General features: G+C 42.3%; 18 protein-coding genes and 1 tRNA gene. 7 read left to right on the forward strand and 12 right to left on the reverse strand.

Annotated features, from left to right (window positions below; translation table 11 throughout):
* Positions 1-3 precede the first annotated feature (3 nt).
* Complete coding sequence (locus tag ID165_RS16100) at positions 4-1,227, reverse strand: hypothetical protein (RefSeq protein WP_192345964.1); 1,224 nt, start codon at positions 1,225-1,227, stop codon at positions 4-6.
* 196 nt (positions 1,228-1,423) lie between these two features.
* On the opposite strand from ID165_RS16100, the gene ID165_RS16105 reads away from it, so the two are divergent.
* The 4 genes from ID165_RS16105 (at position 1,424) to ID165_RS16120 (ending at position 5,774) form a co-directional block, all read left to right on the forward strand.
* Positions 1,424-2,734 (forward strand): DUF4270 family protein, encoded by a 1,311-nt coding sequence (locus ID165_RS16105; RefSeq protein ID WP_192345966.1) that lies wholly within the window; start codon positions 1,424-1,426, stop codon positions 2,732-2,734.
* A gap of 4 nt (positions 2,735-2,738) precedes the next feature.
* Positions 2,739-3,728 (forward strand): kelch repeat-containing protein, encoded by a 990-nt coding sequence (locus ID165_RS16110; RefSeq protein ID WP_192345968.1) that lies wholly within the window; start codon positions 2,739-2,741, stop codon positions 3,726-3,728.
* Positions 3,729-3,954: 226 nt separating this feature from the next.
* Entirely contained in the window at positions 3,955-5,043 is a 1,089-nt protein-coding gene (locus tag ID165_RS16115) for a sensor histidine kinase (RefSeq protein WP_192345970.1), read from the forward strand.
* Positions 5,040-5,774 carry a LytTR family DNA-binding domain-containing protein gene (locus ID165_RS16120; protein WP_192345972.1) on the forward strand — a complete coding sequence of 245 codons (735 nt, stop codon included), beginning with the start codon at positions 5,040-5,042 and terminating at the stop codon, positions 5,772-5,774. The genes ID165_RS16115 and ID165_RS16120 overlap by 4 nt, the downstream gene beginning before the upstream one ends.
* 143 nt (positions 5,775-5,917) lie before the next feature.
* Here the strand turns inward: ID165_RS16120 and pgk are convergent, their stop codons facing one another.
* The 11 genes from pgk to ID165_RS16175 all read right to left on the reverse strand — a co-directional run bounded on the left by pgk (position 5,918) and on the right by ID165_RS16175 (position 16,916).
* On the reverse strand, positions 5,918-7,117 hold the full coding sequence (pgk, locus tag ID165_RS16125; protein ID WP_192345974.1) for a phosphoglycerate kinase: 1,200 nt from the start codon (positions 7,115-7,117) through the stop codon (positions 5,918-5,920).
* Positions 7,118-7,240: 123 nt separating this feature from the next.
* Positions 7,241-8,206: an L-threonylcarbamoyladenylate synthase gene (locus ID165_RS16130; RefSeq protein ID WP_192345976.1), complete on the reverse strand. Its 966-nt coding sequence runs from the start codon at positions 8,204-8,206 to the stop codon at positions 7,241-7,243.
* 1 nt (position 8,207) lies between these two features.
* Positions 8,208-8,879, reverse strand: a complete 672-nt coding sequence (locus ID165_RS16135) for a tetratricopeptide repeat protein (RefSeq protein WP_192351615.1) — start codon at positions 8,877-8,879, stop codon at positions 8,208-8,210.
* Positions 8,880-8,967: 88 nt separating this feature from the next.
* Positions 8,968-9,519: an NUDIX hydrolase gene (locus tag ID165_RS16140; RefSeq protein ID WP_192351616.1), complete on the reverse strand. Its 552-nt coding sequence runs from the start codon at positions 9,517-9,519 to the stop codon at positions 8,968-8,970.
* The gene (locus tag ID165_RS16145) at positions 9,506-10,114 is read right to left on the reverse strand and encodes a hypothetical protein (protein WP_192345978.1); all 609 of its coding nucleotides are present in this window, start codon (positions 10,112-10,114) and stop codon (positions 9,506-9,508) included. The genes ID165_RS16140 and ID165_RS16145 overlap by 14 nt, the downstream gene beginning before the upstream one ends.
* Positions 10,107-12,029 carry an ATP-dependent DNA helicase RecQ gene (locus ID165_RS16150; protein ID WP_192345980.1) on the reverse strand — a complete coding sequence of 641 codons (1,923 nt, stop codon included), beginning with the start codon at positions 12,027-12,029 and terminating at the stop codon, positions 10,107-10,109. Before ID165_RS16150 ends, ID165_RS16145 begins: the two co-directional genes overlap by 8 nt.
* Positions 12,030-12,803 (reverse strand): enoyl-CoA hydratase/isomerase family protein, encoded by a 774-nt coding sequence (locus ID165_RS16155; RefSeq protein ID WP_192345982.1) that lies wholly within the window; start codon positions 12,801-12,803, stop codon positions 12,030-12,032.
* A 62-nt stretch (positions 12,804-12,865) separates the two neighbouring features.
* The gene (locus ID165_RS16160) at positions 12,866-14,800 is read right to left on the reverse strand and encodes a ComEC/Rec2 family competence protein (RefSeq protein ID WP_192345985.1); all 1,935 of its coding nucleotides are present in this window, start codon (positions 14,798-14,800) and stop codon (positions 12,866-12,868) included.
* Positions 14,801-14,924: 124 nt separating this feature from the next.
* Positions 14,925-15,488, reverse strand: coding sequence for a DUF3575 domain-containing protein (locus tag ID165_RS16165; protein ID WP_192345987.1), 564 nt, complete (start codon positions 15,486-15,488; stop codon positions 14,925-14,927).
* 35 nt (positions 15,489-15,523) lie between these two features.
* Positions 15,524-15,958, reverse strand: coding sequence for a GNAT family N-acetyltransferase (locus tag ID165_RS16170; RefSeq protein ID WP_192345989.1), 435 nt, complete (start codon positions 15,956-15,958; stop codon positions 15,524-15,526).
* Positions 15,927-16,916: a PhoH family protein gene (locus ID165_RS16175; RefSeq protein WP_192345991.1), complete on the reverse strand. Its 990-nt coding sequence runs from the start codon at positions 16,914-16,916 to the stop codon at positions 15,927-15,929. The genes ID165_RS16170 and ID165_RS16175 overlap by 32 nt, the downstream gene beginning before the upstream one ends.
* 119 nt (positions 16,917-17,035) lie before the next feature.
* Between ID165_RS16175 and ID165_RS16180 the strand changes: the two genes are divergently transcribed.
* From ID165_RS16180 to ID165_RS16190, 3 genes are all read left to right on the forward strand, one after another.
* The gene (locus ID165_RS16180; RefSeq protein WP_192345994.1) at positions 17,036-17,806 is read left to right on the forward strand and encodes an S-adenosyl-l-methionine hydroxide adenosyltransferase family protein; all 771 of its coding nucleotides are present in this window, start codon (positions 17,036-17,038) and stop codon (positions 17,804-17,806) included.
* Positions 17,806-18,105, forward strand: a complete 300-nt coding sequence (locus tag ID165_RS16185) for a putative quinol monooxygenase (protein WP_192345996.1) — start codon at positions 17,806-17,808, stop codon at positions 18,103-18,105. The genes ID165_RS16180 and ID165_RS16185 overlap by 1 nt, the downstream gene beginning before the upstream one ends.
* Positions 18,106-18,194: 89 nt before the next feature.
* A tRNA-Leu gene (locus ID165_RS16190) sits at positions 18,195-18,276 on the forward strand.
* Positions 18,277-18,348 lie beyond the last annotated feature (72 nt).

An 18,348-nucleotide genomic window follows, 5' to 3' on the forward strand; every position in this document is an offset into this window, starting at 1 on the left:
GGGTCATTCAAATTTTCTACGGAAAAACCAAGTATCACCAAAAGTGAAATTGAGTGTAATTGTGTTAAGGGATTCTTTGGAAATAATATCGACATCACCCATATTTCTATACTTATAGCCAATGGCTAGTCTACTTGATCTATTGAGTGGTATACCGACGGCGGAACTCACTTCGTAGGAGGAAACTTTGGCTCCTTCGATCATAATCGATCCTGTATCGTAATTGGCTCCAAGTGAGAAACTCATTTGTTTGATAAATTCCGAGTCGAAATAATTGGGAATAAATTCAGCTCCTATACTATATACTTGGTTGGCTATGCTATAATCTTCATCTGCAGAAGAAAATCCATAGAGAACATCCGCACCGATTGTCCAGGATTTGTTTTGGAAAGAAAGCCCGGAACGAACAGTGCTGCCAAGCTGATATTCCAATTCAACTTCATCAGCTTCATACAGAACTTCCTGTGCTAGATAATCTTCCACCCGAGAGATCCCAGTCCCCGCAAGTTTGGAATACCACTGCCCGGAAGTTCCAAAGGTGAGAACACGCTTTTCATTTTGTAGTATATTGACCTGAACACCTCCTTCCGCACCCAATCCGGTATAGGAATTATTTCTGGCATATAAAAAGCCAGCTCCATATTGATCTAGGTAAGTGGTTTCTTTTTGGAAATTCCCAAATAGAAACGATGGTCTAATGCCCACCGAAATCCGTGGGCTGAGACTAGTAGCAAAATTAAGATATGCTTTATTGATATTTCCCCAGCCCTTAAATACCCGTATATATCTATCGGCCATTCCTTCAAAGTAATAGGTATCCGAATAACTGAAGTCTTGTATTGTAACCGGACTTAACCCCAATGAAACCGTGGATTTCGGAGAAAACCGAAACCACATATTGAAGTAATTGAGGTTAGAAAAGTTGTTTGAAATTGTCTCGTTTCCCGTAGTGATTTTTTGCTGATTGTAGGAAACATCTACATCAAGGATAAAGGTATGAGATAAGCCAATACTCGTTTGTGAAGCAGGATTAATGGTGTTTAGAAAATACGGGGATCTCACCCCAGCTCCAACTCCCCCCAATCTCTTGGCCAAACCATAACTGTCGTATGTAGGCAAGCCTAATCCTACAGTGGAATATAATGACCCATGGCCGCGCTGAGCCATGCCTGAAGTTGCGGACATAAGCCAAAAACAAATCAACAAGCCTGGAAAGTATTTAATCATCTCTACATTTTTGTATGCAAGCTATAGACAACAAGTAAGCGCATAGCGGAATCTAGAGGAACGACCAATTTTAATAGATCAAACAGTAAATTCTCCAGATGAATAAGCATACTGCGTCAAACTCATCTACTCTCATTTGATAGATAGGATATCCTCTTTCCTCTAGACAATAAGACCGTTGTTCTACTTTCTCAATATGCCTACAGCAGAGGCGATAGCTTTGGAACAAAAAAAAATGAAGTCCGGAATTGCTTTCAGCCTGCTGGTTTTAATCCTAAGCTCCTGCTACGAAAATAGCTTTCTGGAGGAAATACCAGAAGTAGATATTGAAGATGATTTCTCCATCCGTAAAATAGAATTTACCGACATTTCCTATTCCAGCTATTTTCAAGACAGTATGGTCACCAGTGTACAAGAGAGTTTTTTGTTGGGAAATAATACGGATCCTTACAGAGGAACGGTCAAAGCAAGTCCATATTTCGAGTTTGAATTGAGCAGCACAGTCACCGGGTTTGAGGATGACACCATATTGGATTCTATTGTACTTGTCTTAAAAATAGATGGCTCACACTTCGATACCTTACCTGAGTTTGACCTTAACATCTATCAGCTCTCCCAGCGGCTGGAATATCAAAACGACGATGATGTGTTTTATGACTTTGAGACCTTCTCCACCTATAGCAATCCATTGATCACGACCAAAGTCCAATATCTTCCCTCAAAGGATTCAATCAGAATCACTTTACCGATGGAATTTGGAATGGAGCTAATGGAAAAAGCCAAAGGCTCAGACAAAATTTTTGGGAACAATGAAGATTTCCTGGACTTTTTCCCCGGGTTTATGCTAGAAGTCACAGGTCAGAGCCCACTGATGCTAGTCTCTAAAGAATCCTACATCTCAATCTATCACAAGGTCCCTTTAGAACTTCGAGAAGACGATGAGGAATACCAAATCCCCATCGGTGAATATTCCTTAGGCTACACCCAATTAAATGTAGACAGATCAAACACTCCTTTCTCAGCGGCACAGAATTACGCCTCTCTTCCTTCAGAAGAAAGTCAAGATCTGGTTCTTGCCGATGAACTGGGATTTGGCGGAATCCGGATTGACCTGGGTGATCTCACCTATATTGGAGATGTAGCTTACGACTATTACATCTCGGAAGCTTACCTCTACATGCCTGTCAAAAAAGGTACCTACAATGGCAAACTCAATCCTCCGCTGCAGGAATTCGATGTGTATGTGATGGATAAAAACAATAACATCAAATCCTACCTGACTCAGGCAACCTTGACATCTTTTGATGAGATTTTCCAAGAGGCAACCTATTTCAAAATCCCCGTCAAAGACTTTGTTGACAGTCAAATTTCCGGTAGTCGGCAAACTGATGGCCTCTGGATCGATGTGACCTCCACCACTTCTTTCAATATGGGCTATTTGGTGGTCGGCGAAAACAACACCCAATACAAATCAAAATTAGAAATCACAATTATCCCTTTAAACTAAGATTATGAAAAAAGTAAACCGGCTTTTATCAGCTCTGGCAACACTGATTATGCTAGTCCCACTCTACTCCTGTCAGGACTCAGATGATACATCCACAGAAGGCAACTGGGTACGAAAATCCTACTTCGAAGGCAGCAACCGCTCAAACGCCTCCTCTTTTACTGTGGGAAGCCGCTATTTCGTTGTAGGTGGCTATACAGGAGATGAATATACCCGTGACCTATGGGAATATGATGCTGTCTTGGACGCATGGACCAGAAGAGCTGACTTCCCGGGAACCGCCCGTTCCAATGCTGTGGCTTTTGCCATAAATTCCAAAGGTTACTATGGCACGGGCTACGATGGAAGAAACAGACTTGGTGATTTTTGGTCTTATGACCCCAACTCCGATACCTGGACTGAAGTGAGCTCTTTTCCCGGGACAGCAAGATATGGGGCAATAGGTTTTTCTGTAGCCGGAAAAGGCTATATAGGTACCGGATTTGACGGCAGTGAGCAGAAGGATTTCTGGCAGTACCAGCCGGAAACAGACTCCTGGAATTCCTTCATCAGTATGGGTGGTGCAAAACGTTCCAATGCATTTGTATTTACAATCAATGACGTAGCCTACATCGGTGGCGGTGTCAATAATGGCTTGTATGAATATGACTTCTGGGCTTTAGATGGCACGACCGAGACATGGACACAAAAAGAAGACCTTGATGAAGACGATGATTATACTATTGCCAGAAGTGAAGGGGTGGGGTTCAGCGTAGGTGCGCTGGGATATATCACTACCGGATCGGTAGGCTCATTGACCAATACCACTTGGCAATATAATCCGAATCTGGATGTATGGGATGATAAAACGGACTTCGAAGGCACTGCCAGAAGTGGGGCATCCGTATTCTCCGATGGAAACAGAGCTTTTGTTCTACTCGGCAGAAGTTCTTCGATCCGGTTTGATGACATCTGGGAATTCCTTCCGTTTGAAGAATCAGACGACGATGATTAAACCTAGTGTTATGTTAAGTGCAAAAAGTATAGGACGAACCTGTCAGCTTTTGCTATCAGCACCGTAAGAACCTACTTATTTATCAAAAATCCATGGTGCAAACCTGACAGGTTTTGGTTAACAGTGCACTAGTCTCAAGGTTTAATTTTTCTTAAAACATTTCGTCATGTTGTTACGGAAAGGCCTGACTCTGTTTCATTTGCAACTTGATTCAACCTCTCCCCACATGGAACACAGGAAATTATTGAAAGGGATTGTACATCTCCTGATTATCGGGGTGTTACTTTCCCAATCAATCCCATCTTTCTCAAGACCAATTCCCGGAGGAAATGTGATCAACATCAGTCTGACGAATATCAATCTGGTGCTTTTTTACATTCTTAACATTGCGATATTAATACCTAAATACATTGAGAAACGCTCCTATCGCAGGTACTTCCTTAGTGTTCTTATTCTATTATTGGCCTCACTTAGTATCCATCACTTGATTGATTATTACCTTTGGGATCCTTATCACATGATCAGTATAAAGAGGAATCAGTTTGAAGAAATAGAAATAGAGCCCTCCCCAAAGCCACAAGGCTTCCTATTTCCGCTCAACCCTTTTTTCTTCCGGACCATATTCTTCACTTTCCGGTACTTTTTGCTTTTAGGACTGGGCACAGCATTCGAAGTACTTCTACTTTTCGACAAGGAGCGCACAAGAAATGATGAAATGGAGAAGCAAAAGGCCATCGGAGAACTTAATTTCCTGAAAACCCAGCTAAACCCGCATTTCCTCCTAAATGCTTTAAACAACATTTATGCTTTGGCACGGAAAAAATCGGAGGACACTACCAATGCAATTTTGTTGCTTTCTGATATTCTGAGACATGTCCTGTATGAAGCTGGCAAAAACAAAATTTCTATCAAACAGGAAATAGACTTCATTCACAATTACATCAAAATGGAGAAGTTGAAATTCACTGAAGAAAACACACCGAATATTAATTTCAATGTCAAAATAAGAAACGTAAACTTACTTATCGAGCCTCTTATACTGATGACTTTGGTAGAGAATGCCTTCAAACATGGGGTCAGCTATTTAAGTCCTTCATTTATCCTCATCTCATTGGAGGAAAATGAACGTGAATTGAAGTTCTCAGTAATCAACAGCATCACGAAGAAGTTTGAAGACCCTGCGAAAAAAAGACATGTGGGACTGGGAATCAAAAATCTGGAAAACCAGATGGAACTGATCTATCCGGGAAAATATTCCTTCCGGCAAAAACGGGAAAACAACCTATTCAAAAGCTTTCTGACTATCAAAAAATGAACTACAAGTGTATAGTGATCGATGATGAAGCACTCGCCATAGATGTCGTAGAAGATTACATTACCAAATTTCCAAATTTGGAACTGATAGGCACCTTCGACTCCCCTCTGAAGGCGATACAAACGATTTTGACACAGTCTGTGGATTTGGTCTTCTTGGATATCAACATGCCTGATATCAACGGGATTTCATTTTATGAAAATCTGCCTTTGAAACCTAAAGTAATCTTCACCACAGCGTACAGTGATTTTGCCGTGAAGGGATTTGAAATCAATGCCGTTGACTATCTAGTGAAGCCTTTCAGTTTCGAAAGGTTTTTCATGGCTGTAAATAAGCTTATGGCTGCCGGAATAAATATGCCTATTCCCCATTCTTCGTCAAATTTCACCTTGAATGATTCGCAGGATTACATTTTTGTGAAATCTGAATATTCATCCATCAAAATCAATCTGAAAGACATTGTAGTTTTGGAAAGCTATAAAGACTATGTCAAAATCCACTTGCTGAACGAGTTGAAGCCAATTCTGACGCTGAGCAGCATCAAGCATTACGAAACATCACTCTTTTCCAAGGGGTTTGTCAGAGTACATAAGCGACACATTATTTCCATAGACAAAATCGAAAACATCAGTAGAAACCGGGTTAAGATGAAGACCAAGGAGGAGTTTATTTTAATAGGTGCCAGCTACAAGGACTTTTTCTACGAACTGGTCGTAAATAAAAATCTGTAATAAAAAGTCTGACCTCGTATGCAAGACTTTCGAAAAGTGATGCAGCCTGGCTCACGATAGGAGAAATTTATGGGATTCTTCAATAAAAAAGGCTGGCAAATTCTATATCTGCCAGCCTTTCCATTAATTACGATCCCACATCATCAAGGAACCAATGCCGCAACTCCCGGAAGCACTTTACCTTCCATATGCTCTAGCAATGCTCCTCCGCCGGTAGACACGAAGGACACATCATCCGCAAAGCCAAACTTATTGACAGCTGCAGCAGAGTCTCCACCGCCGATCAGCGAGAATGCACCTGCTTTGGTAGCAGCAACTACTGCTTCTGCAATAGCTTTTGTTCCTTTGTCGAAAGAAGACATTTCAAACACGCCCATCGGACCATTCCAAAGTATAGTCTTTGACTTTAGGATTTCTTCCGCAAAAAGCTCGGCGGTTTTAGGTCCGATGTCTAATCCCATCCAGCCATCAGGAATCTCACCTTTATTAGCCATTCCCTGCTCGGCATCATTTGCAAAAGCTTTTGATATAACCGTATCTACAGGTAGAATCAAGTTCACTCCTTTCGCTTTGGCAGTTTCCATCAATTCCAACACGAAATCAAGCTTGTCCTCCTCCAAAAGAGAATCACCGATTGTTCCACCCTGTGCTTTGGCAAAAGTATAAGACATCCCTCCACCGATAATCAGCGTATCTACTTTGTTCAGCAATTGCTCAATAATCAAAATCTTATCGGCGATCTTCGCACCACCCATGATAGCAGTGTAAGGTCTTTCAGCATTCCCCAGCACTTTATCTGCATTTTTCAATTCAGAAAGCATCAAGTAACCACAAACCTTATCATTGAAAAACTGTGCGATCACAGCTGTGGACGCATGCGCTCTATGTGCAGTCCCGAAAGCATCATTCACATAGACATCACCAAGTTTAGCAAGCTTTTCGGCAAAATCCTTATCTCCTTTTTCTTCTTCCTTGTGAAACCTAAGATTCTCAAGAAGCAACACTTCACCTGGCTTCAAGCCTTCAGCAAGCACCTCTGCTTCTTTACCTATACAGTCTTGCGCAAATTTCACCGGCCTTTCCAGTACTTTCTCCAGTGCTACTACGATGTTTTTAAGAGAATATTTATCCTCAGGCCCGCCTTTAGGACGACCCAGATGGGACATTAGAATGGCAGATCCACCATCTTTTAAGATTTTATTGATAGTCGGCAAAGCCGCCTGAATTCTGGTATCGTCAGTCACATTCAATTGATCATCCAAAGGAACATTGAAATCTACTCTGACTAAGGCCTTTTTCCCCTCAAAACTGAGGTTATCTACATTTTTGATTCTAGGATTCATAAGCAAGGTTAATAGCTATTGATAAAATTGATTGGTAAAAATCTGGGTGAATTTATCAAAGATTATGGCAAAAATCGACTTTCGGGGATGATCAATTTGCTAAAAATGAAAAGTAAGAAATTTTCACCCTTTCGTCGCAGCCCGTTTCAAGCGATCATTAATCGCCCGTCCAAGGCCGGTTTCAGGCATTAACTCAGCCAAAATCACGGTAGCACTAGATTCATCCAACGTTCTCATGGCTGCAAAAAGACGGGTAGCTGCTTCTTTCAAATTTCCACTAGTACTTAAAGCAATTTGATTTTCTGAGGGAACAGACTGATATAATCGATCTAAGGAAAGCACTGCAAAATCAATTCCGCTACTTTGATACTCTGAAATCAACTTATCCAAGCCGCCGATTATAAAAGGCTTGGACGGAGCATAGTGGCTTTCCAATAGGCCCGGAGCCTGTGGATTCGATGAGCTATGGCTTTTTACTTTTGCTTGTCCCACGATACTTTCAACCTCGGAGATCTCCAGTCCACCAAGTCGATAAACCACTATTTCATCACCTTCCATCCCAATGATCGTGCTTTCCAAACCTACTTTACAAGCTCCACCATCCAGAATATAAGGGATCTTTTCTCCCAATTGGGCATCCACATGCTGAGGAGATGTGGGACTGATGTAGCCAAATGGATTGGCACTAGGGGCTGCCAGAGGAAAGTCTATCTGAGCGAGCAACTCCAACGTCAGCGGATGATCAGGAACTCGTACAGCCACTCGATCCAAACCTGAAGTGACAATATCAGGTATGTTTTTTTTCTTGGGGAGCAGCAATGTCAGTGGTCCAGGCCAAAATTGTTCGGCAAGTTTGCGGAGCGGGGTAGGAATATCATTCACGTAGTTTTCCGCTTCCAAAAGTGACGGCACATGAATGATCATAGGATCAAAACTAGGACGGTTTTTTGTCTCAAAAATAGAAGCTACAGCTACAGAATTCAGCGCATTTCCCGCCAACCCATAAACGGTCTCGGTAGGAATACCAACCAATTGACCTACTTCCAGAACTCTTTTTGCCAGCCCTATGTCCTGCCCTATCACTGCCATTTTACTTACAGAAGTCGTCTATCCACGTTTTGGCTTCGGTATATCCCAGCTGAAGTGCCATCTTCAGATCAGCACAGCCTTCTTCTTTTTCGGCATCACCCAAAGCAGACATTCTTGTCACGCCCAGCAGGTAATAAGCGGCACCGTTTTTACCATCCAGATTGATGGCTTCGGTAAGTGACTGCATCGCACCTGCGGGGTCATTATTTCCGAGTTGTGCTTTACCACGATTGAAGTGAACGAGTGCTTGGTTTGGTTCCACTTGTAGTGCTTTGTCAAAATCCAACAAAGCATCTTCGTATTCTTCCAAGCCGAGCAATGACAAGCCACGGTTGTAATAAATATCTGTTTGCGACGGATCAAGCAAGCTTGCCATGTTGTAATCAGAGACAGCGTTTTTGAAGTTCTCCAACTTCAAGTTGGCATTTCCCCGATTGAACCAAGCTTTATAACTACTGGAGTCTGCCTCAATAGCAGCTGCAAAAACAGGAACAGCTTCTTGAAATTTTTCTTGTTGGAAGAGTGCGGCACCTTTGGCATTTAAAACCTGGGCATTTCCAGAATTGATCTCCAGTGCTCTATCAAAAAGTGAAATCGCCTCCTTCCAGTTTTGGGAATCCATCTTCTGAATTCCAGCCTGAAACAATTCCTCTTCACTAGGGCTACATCCCATCATTCCTGCTATCAGGAAGGTAATTATCCAAAGTTTTTTCACAGCTTAATTTTTGCCCAAAGATAAGAAATACGTCCTTGATATCACATCAGAGAAGAATTTCTGATTTACTGGTTTTCTCAAGCATACGAAGAATGGATGGATTGTATCCAATCACATCCTGTACAGAATCAAAAGCTACCCAAGCCAATGAAATACTCTCATGACTTTTGATCAACGGTTCCTGAAGATCCGCTTCCAAGATGTAGCGTACATCGTAGTGAAAATGCTCAGGAACATGCGGTCTCTGCGGAATAATATGCTTGTCCAGATCAAAAATAGTCTTGTCCACAAATGCCAAACTCTTCAATCCGCTCTCTTCATTTGCCTCTTGCATAGCTACTTCGAGCAAATCCTCATTACCGTCAGCATGCCCTCCAAGCTGCAACCATCTGCCAAGTTTGCGGTGAAGAGTAAGTAAGGTGTGTGTACGCTTCCGATTGACAATCCAAGCCGAAGCCGTAAAATGCCCTTCCAGCCGCTCTCTCCCGTAAGCAAGGGAATCTTCCGTCAAATCCATAAAATCCTGAATAAAATCTGCTTCCTCCTCGTAGGGCGTACGATATCTTCCTAACTGCTCTCTTAAATTAATTCTGTCCATCATTGGTTACTTCAAATATGTGATCAAGAAATTGATCGAAAGGTTCTGGATCCCGGTACAGCCTATCCGAATAAAACGTCGCTAGTACCTTGAGGTAATTGGGCTGGTTATTTACAGTGATTTTCTCAATGGTAATCCTGCCGAATAACTGAGAAATCAATTCATTTTCTGCAAGTGCCTTGAGCGGAGGTTTGAAGTAGAACTTGTCAGTGACTTTCACCAGCTCGTTTACTTCCTCCATTTTTCTATCCAAGCTCACCTGTCTATATCCCAAAGCTAAAACTCGCTGCGCAAATGCCAAGAAAAGCAGGTAAAATGTTTCTTCATCCAAAGGATCGTCATAAGTAATCGCAAAACCTCTGGCATACTTGGAATCCAAAATATGAATTTGAGGACGTTCTTCGATCTGAATGGTTTTGAAGTGGTATGACTTGGAAATTATGGAAATGAGTTCTTTCCCTTGCTTTGAATTCATCCACTTCTTTGCTTTGGCTATTTCCAACTCCTTAAACACAATATTCTCCTTATGAGTCATCGGTTTTTTTTCCGAAGGCTTGAACACTTTGTTGAATAAATCATCCAGAAAATTATTCATGGGCTGTAATTGCGTAGTTGCCTGAAGGCAGAAGTGTAATATATCCCTGATCCTGCATTAAGCGTAACATCCGAAGGTTTTTTTCAGAAGAAGGTAATCTAATGCTATCGAAAATCTGCTTCTCTGTCAACTCACCCGAAGTGGTTAAAGTTTCGATAATCTTATTTCTAAGCCTATTTTCTGCCTTTTCCGGGTTATTTGCTTTGCGTTGCATGATACAGACATCACAAACGCCACATTGTTCATCTGTATTTTCCCCGAAATACTCCTGGATAAACTGGGTGCGGCATAGCTGGGATTGCTGCCCGTACCTTACCATACTTTGGGCCTTTTCAAGTGTCAACGCCCTTCGAAGTTCTATCCGTCTAAAATTAAGAGGCAGTTTTCCTGCATCGTATCGTGGTGTCAAAAAGGTAATCTGGGGCTTATCCTTGCGCTGATCATACACCATCACTTCCAACTGCTCCAGTTGCTTCAGTAATTTGATCAGTTCGTTTTCATAGATGTTCAGGGATTTGGCAAGTTTACTTTCCTGTATCTTGATGTATTCCGAAAAAACATTCCCTCCATAGGTCCGCATGATGATTTTCACTACAGGATCCAGCTTTGCGTAAGCAATCTGAATCTCATACAGTCGGGAAGGATCCACAGTAAAATGAATTTTGGAAGGAGAATAATAACTTTCACTCAATCCTATAAAACCTTCTTCCTCCAACAATTTCAATGCATAAAACGACTCCAGCACTCCCAATTCGTAGGTATTTGCAAATTCGTTCCATTCAAAATCAAAACTGCTCAGCATATTGCTGCCGACCGCTATTCTGTAGTAGTTGGCTAGACATTGGTATACTCGCCTTACAAAATCCAGCTTTGGATAAACCAACTCTGCACGCGTCAAAACAGTTTCAAAATCCTGCTTATTTGCCAATAGCACTCCATAAGCCTTCTCTCCATCCCGACCTGCACGCCCGGCTTCCTGATAATAATTCTCTAAATTCTCAGGCAATTCATTGTGAATCACCACCCGAACATTCGGCTTGTCAATCCCCATCCCAAAAGCATTCGTGCTCACCATCACACGCACTTCATTGTTCATCCAGGCCTCCTGGCGCTGGGAACGCTCTTGCATGGACAAGCCTGCATGATAAGCAGAAGCAGCTATCCCCAGTTGTCCCAATGCTTTGGCTATTTGATGTGTGCTCTGCCGATTTCTCACGTACCAGATCGCAGTCCCATCGATCCTACTGAGTATCTCCAGCCCCTTCTCAAGTTTGTTTTCCACATGACGCACGCTGTAACTTAGATTTTTCCTGGCGAAACTCTGACGGAACCCGGCGGCCTTTTTCATCTCAAGCCTCTCCATAATATCCACACAGACCTGCGGCGTTGCGGAGGCTGTCAATGCCAAAACAGGGACTTTCAAATGATATGGACGAATCAGGGCGATCTCCAAATAAGGAGGACGAAAATCATACCCCCACTGAGAAATACAATGTGCCTCATCCACCGCTATCAAATTGATTTTCATCTGCCGAAAACGCTCCACAAAAAGTTCGGCCTTCAACCGCTCGGGGGAGACGTATAGGAATTTATAGTCTCCGTAGATGCAATTATCCAGGGTGCGGTCAATCTCCCGGTAGCTCATCCCCGAATAGATCGCAGCAGCTTTGATGCCTTTTGACTTTAACGTATCCACCTGATCTTTCATCAAAGCAATAAGTGGACTCACTACCAGACAAATCCCCTCTTGAGCCAGAGCTGGAATTTGGTAGCATAGGGACTTACCTCCGCCCGTAGGCAATAGCGCAAGCGTGTCCTTCCCAGCCAAGACTGACTCGATTATTTCTTTCTGTACAGGCCTAAAATCAGCATGCCCAAAGATTTGATGGAGGATTTCTGTAGCCCTAATAAGCATTTACCAATCCGGCGAGGTTTTGTTGAGGAAGGCAGCAATCCCTTTTTTGCAGTCTTCATGAGCCCGAGCCTCGGAATTCACCTCTGCTGCCAGCTGTAGGGATTTGATACGTTCTATTTCATTAAGCTGACGCAAAAGCGTCTTAGTTTTCCCCATCGAAAAGGCCGAATTCTGAGAAACCAGCTTAAGCGCAAATTCTTCCACTGATCTCCTTAGAAATTCGGAAGCCTCCACTCCCGTGATCAATCCTAATTCTGAAGCTTTGCTGGCAGAGATAAACTCTCCGGAAAGTAACAGTTCCTGAGTTTTAGCAGCTCCAATTTGCTCTTGCAAAAAGACCGATACCAATGCAGGAACAAAACCTATCCTCACTTCCGTATAACCAAATAGCGCATCCGGTACCGAAAAAGCAAAATCACAGACCGTAGCCAATCCGCATCCTCCTGCCAATGCATGCCCATGAATTTCCGCAATCACGACTTTGGGAAGGCAATAAACCAAATTGAACAAGCTCATCAGCCGAAGACTATCTTTCAGATTCTCTTCCTGCGAAAAACCCTGAAGCTGCTGCAAGTAGGCCAAGTCAGCCCCTGCGCAAAATGTCTTTCCAGTGGATCGAAGGACAATAACTTTCACCTTACCATCAGAATTCATATCCTCAAAAGCACTATGCAATCCGGCAATCATCTCAGGATTAAGCGCATTACGCTTCTCAGGCCTATTCAATGTGATGATACCTATTCTATCCACGACCTCAGTAAGTACAGCACTCATTTGATTTTCGATTTGGGTTTGGGATCAAGTTACTTTCAATAGCAGGCTTTGCAAAATCAAAGTCAGAAAAGTATTCGGTAAGCTAAAGAATCAGCAACAAGTGAATCCCTTACAGGCTTGGGCACCCATCTTCCTTCTGACCAAAAATGGATCGATTTAGGAGTACTCAGAAATTGTATTTTATTGTCTTTTGGATAAAAAGTGAATTCAGCTCCAACAAACTGTATGGTATCCGAATCTTCCCGGGCAGCCATTAATGATTTCGGAATCTGCGGCCAATGTTTCCGGATCCGGTTCGGCTCTACAGAATAGCTGATTTCGCCGGCATCCAGTCCTTGATTCCAAGAATAAACACCACCATAAGTATAGAAATCCAGAAGCAGGGATTTCTTTCCCTGATATACGATTAATTCTTTGTGAGGAATTATCACTTCTGAATACAGTTGAAATCCAGACCAGAGCAAGGTAAGGCTGAGCCCCAGCCAAGTCAATTTCCTCTTTGAACCAAAATCCCATGCCAGTATGATCAATAACATTCCCCACACCAAAGTCATACCTGAAAAATCCATGGTCAGACGGTCCAACTTACCACCCGGAATAAACCGAATGGCCTCCGCTAGCCAATTTTGAGTCCAAATCAACCGGCTCAAAATCCACCCTAATACCTCTCCCAAAATAGGAACCCACCCAAAAATCATCAAAGGAACTCCTACTTGCATAATCAAAAAGGCCAGAGGAAGAATCAATAAATTACCCAATAAAAAGTACGTCGGAAATACATGGAAATAATACAGTGACAGGGGAAAAGTGACCAGTTGAGCGGCAAGGCTCACCGAGATTAATTGCCAGATATATTCAAGCACTTTATATTTAGGCAGCCATAAGTTCAAAATCAACGGCTGGATCGTCACAATTCCCAACACGGCCAAATAAGACAATTGAAAGCCAACTTCATAAATCACGTACGGATTGAACGTAATCATCAGAATCGCCGAGAACGCCAAGATATTATAGATGGACGGACGGCGTTCGCGCATTTGTCCAAAAGTAAGCAATGAAAACATAGTGGCCGCCCGAACCACCGAAGAAGATAAGCCGGTAAGGAAAGCATAAAGCCAAATCACCAAAACAACACAGAAAAGGTACATCCTAGCCTTTCCTATCTTCAGCTTTAAAGGCCTCAACATCAAAATAAAAAGCGCATAAATAATGCCCACATGAAGTCCAGAAACTGCCAAAATATGCATTACTCCTGCCTGGGTATAGGCTTCCCGTATAGTCGGGTCAAGTTCTTTTTTCTGTCCCAAAAGTAAAGCCAATGCAATTTGGGCGGAGTTTTCGTCAGGGATTTTTGCGGTGAGCATTTGCCCAATGGCATGCCTGAGATGTATCAAAAAGTAAAGGAAACCCCTATCAGTCCCAGATGAAATCACCTGAAAATCATTCCCTACAAACTGCCGGTAATAAATTCCCTTTCTAGCCAAGTACTCCTTGTAATCAAACTCATGGGGGTTAAGTGGTCCACCTATTTTTTCGGGTTTTTTCTTTACCAAAAGTATCTCTCCGGGTTTTAAAGGTTCTTCACGCTGATGATATATCAAGATTTTCCCTCCAAGATCCATCCATTCTCCCTCGATGAACGCTGATTTCACCTCAAGCAAATTCTCAAATGAATTTAGTTTTTGCAGATCATACCTAGTCACTTCTCCCAGATAAGATTCTGATCGGGCTAAGTCCAAATCGGCAGAAAGTTGATCTTTTGTATATTGAACAAGCAGGGAACCAAAAGCGACCAAAGCGGTATAGGCCAAGTGGCTAGGCTGAAAGAGCCAATTACTTGGTGATCGGAAAAGGACCAGTATCAGATATCCAACCCAAATTATGCTCAAAATCAATAGCAGTATGTGAGCGCCTGGAGACCAACTTGATTGCCCCATAAAAACCCCAAGTAATATAAAGGGCATGTACCTTAAAAACGGAAAGTCTGCAAATCTCATCCGAAAAAAATTAAAGATTTAATTTACAATATATTAGAAAAAAGTGCAACTGGGTCGCTTAATTCCTAGAACGAAAAAAAGAGCCCCGCAAGGCTCTTTTGTGAAAGTATGTTTTGATATATTATTAGAATCTATAGCCCAAGTTGAAGCCCCCATTCAATTCGATAGCCGAAAAACGATCAGCTACGTCATCGTTGAAGTTTCTCCCAATATTTAAGAACGGGCCAAAGGCAAAGTTTTTAGAAAGCTCCCACTTATAACCGGCACCTGCACCTAAAATAAATGCAGTCATATCGGTAGTACTTCTTCCTCCATTTGAAGGCTCTTCAAAATCCCCAAAGCGGATTTTAGCAAGCGGAAACAAGAAAAACCGCCCACTACTGCCATTACCAAAATAAAAATTCATTGATGCTTGTATAGAATTGGTCTTGTACTGTTTACCGTCTGATTCTGAATTAAAGCCAAAGCGGTCGTTTATAAAACCCTTGAATTCTAAAGAATGATCATCACTCAAATAGCGTTCGTATCCTATTTCTACAGATCCAAACCAAATTAAGGTAAGGAAATTGGCATGAATCTCATTTGAATAGCCTCCACTGTACGAATCACTACTGGATAAAACTGCTTGTGAGAATCCTAATCCTACAAAAGCAAGCGCAAACACTAGCGTAAAAATTGACTTTTTCATATTCCTATCTTTTTTGGAGAAATTAACATCAATACTTAAGCCAATTGCATTTTATAATGCAAAATATTACACTCTTCAAACATATCTCCCTCTTTCTCAAAACCAAATTTTGAATAGAGGGGAACAGCAGTGAGCTGAGCATGAAGGTATTTTTTTCTCCCTTGAGTATCAGGATTTTCTTTGATATCCGACAAAACTGCTGCCACCAAAGCCTGCCCCACTCCCTTTCCGCGGGCATCTTTCATTACGGCAAAACGCTCAAGCTTCACTCCATTCGATGTAATTCTCCAACGGGCCGTACCTACGGGTTTATCATCAAGACAAGCGAGAAAATGTTTAGAAATGCTTTCAAACTCGTCGTATTCCTCTTTGGGATCCACCTCTTGCTCAATCACAAACACCTGCTCTCTTATCCAAAATGCAGATTTCAACTGATCGTCACGGGTGATTTTTTCTACTTTGAGACTCATTTTTTTCCTGTTCTTTATAATAATGATCTTTTTCGTAAGCTTCTATAATGGATTTTACCAGCCTATGCCTGATTACATCTTTTCCACTAAGATTTACAATACCAATTCCCTTTACGTCTTTTAGGATCTTAAGGGCCTCCGTCAATCCGCTTTTTTGCCTTATAGGCAAATCCACCTGTGTCTGATCTCCGGTGATGATCACTTTGGAATTTGGCCCCATCCGGGTCAAGAACATCTTAATCTGCTCATTGGTAGTGTTCTGTGCTTCATCCAGCAAAACAAATGCATCATGGAGCGTTCGTCCACGCATATATGCCAACGGAGCAATTTCTATAACACGGGTTTCTTGATAGTACTTAAGTTTTTCCGGTGGTACCATATCCTGAAGCGCATCATAAATCGGTCTTAAATATGGATCCAGTTTCTCTTGAAGATCGCCTGGCAAAAATCCAAGATTTTCTCCCGCTTCCACGGCCGGTCTGGTAATAATGATCCGCTTGACCTCACGGTTCTTCAATGCACGGACAGCCAAGGCAACTGCAATATAGGTTTTGCCCGTACCCGCCGGTCCCAAGGCAAACACCAGATCATTCTCCATTGCCGACACAACCAATTTCCGCTGGTTGGCAGACTTTGGCTTGATCACCAGTCCCTTGTTGCCAAAGACAATTACCTGATCCCGATTCGCTTCCTCGAAAGGTACGCCTTCCACATCCAGGTAGTCTTTTACATTCTCCGGCGAGATGTGACCAAACCGGTCAATATGCTCAAGCAAAAGATTAAGGACATCATTAATCCTCAAGATTTCAGGAGCTCCGCCCTGAATTCTGATCTCATTGCCCCGGGAAATAATCTTGCTCTGGGGAAAGGCAGCGGCAATTTGACGGATATTCTCATTGGCTTCGCCTAAAAATTCTGCCAAGGGGACATTTTCTAATGTGATTACTTTTTCGACCAAACTTTTCTGTTGATTAGCGCTATTGATTAGATTTTCCTTGAAGGCAGAAGAATAAAATTTCTATTTTTGTCCGCAGCCCTCCTTAACAAAAGTACATAAATTTTAATTGACTTGCTTCTATGGCATTGGTGACATTCCTCTCAGATTTTGGGGACAAAGATTACTACGTACCGGCAGTAAAAGCTAAAATGCTTGCCGTAAATCCACAATTAAACATCATCGATATTTCGCACAATATCGAGACGTTTGATATTGCCCATGCTGCATTTGTGCTACGTTCTACTTTCAGGGATTTCCCAAAGGGCACCGTGCATTTGGTTTCTATAAATACCACCGGAAGCATTACCCATGGGTATATCGGTGTAAAGCTCGAAGAACATATTTTCATCGGTCCGAACAACGGGATCTTAAGTCTGCTGGCTGATCATGAGCCGGGAATTATGGTTCAGTTTGCCGACATACATTTGAAAGACTCCACATTCCCTACTAAGGATATCTTAGCCCCTATAGCCGCAAAAGTGGCCAGCGGTGCAGCAATTCATGATTTTGGCGGACCCCTGGCAAACTTCCGAAAACTCATGTCCCGCCATCCAAAAGCTACCCGTGAGCATATCATCGGGCATGTGCTTCGCGTGGATCGCTATGGCAATCTGATCACAAATATCAACAGGGCCGTTTTCGACAAGTTGAATCCAGGCAAATTCACCATAGAATTTGGTAGGGAATCTGTCAACAAACTACACAAAGGCTACGATCAGGTAGAACCGGGAGACTGTTTTGCGTTTTTCAACAGCCTGGATTTACTTGAAATTGGGATCAATCACGGTCACGGAAGTGATTTGCTCGGATTGAAATACGACAGTGTAGTCTACATAACGTTCCTTTCCTAATGCTGATTAGAATTGTTCGGATGACGTTCAAACCTGATGCGGTAGATCTTTTCTTGCAATACTTCCACTCCAACAAGAATTCCATTCGAAATTTCGCCGGTTGCCATCACTTGGAACTCTGGCAGGATGAAAACGAGAAAAATATTTTCCTAACCTGTAGCCATTGGGAAAGCGAGGAAAAACTAAATCAATACCGTGACTCTGAGCTTTTTAAATCTGTGTGGGCATTTACCAAAGCACTCTTTTCAGAAAAGCCTCAAGCTTTCAGTTCAAAAAAACTGGAAGAAGTGGAAAAATGAATTTGTAGAAAAAAAATTCTTTCCTCATATTTGCATCCCGTTACGCAAGTGATGTAGTCAAGTCAGGTGTAAAATCCGACTTACCAAAAGCCCAGATGGCGGAATTGGTAGACGCGTTGGTCTCAAACACCAATGTCTTCGGACGTGCCGGTTCGACTCCGGCTCTGGGTACATTGCAAAAGCTCTTTCTTATCAGAAAGAGCTTTTTTTGTGTTTTTAAAATTAACCACGATGGTCACTTAG

Source organism: Algoriphagus sp. Y33 (genome assembly GCF_014838715.1).
GTDB lineage: Bacteria > Bacteroidota > Bacteroidia > Cytophagales > Cyclobacteriaceae > Algoriphagus.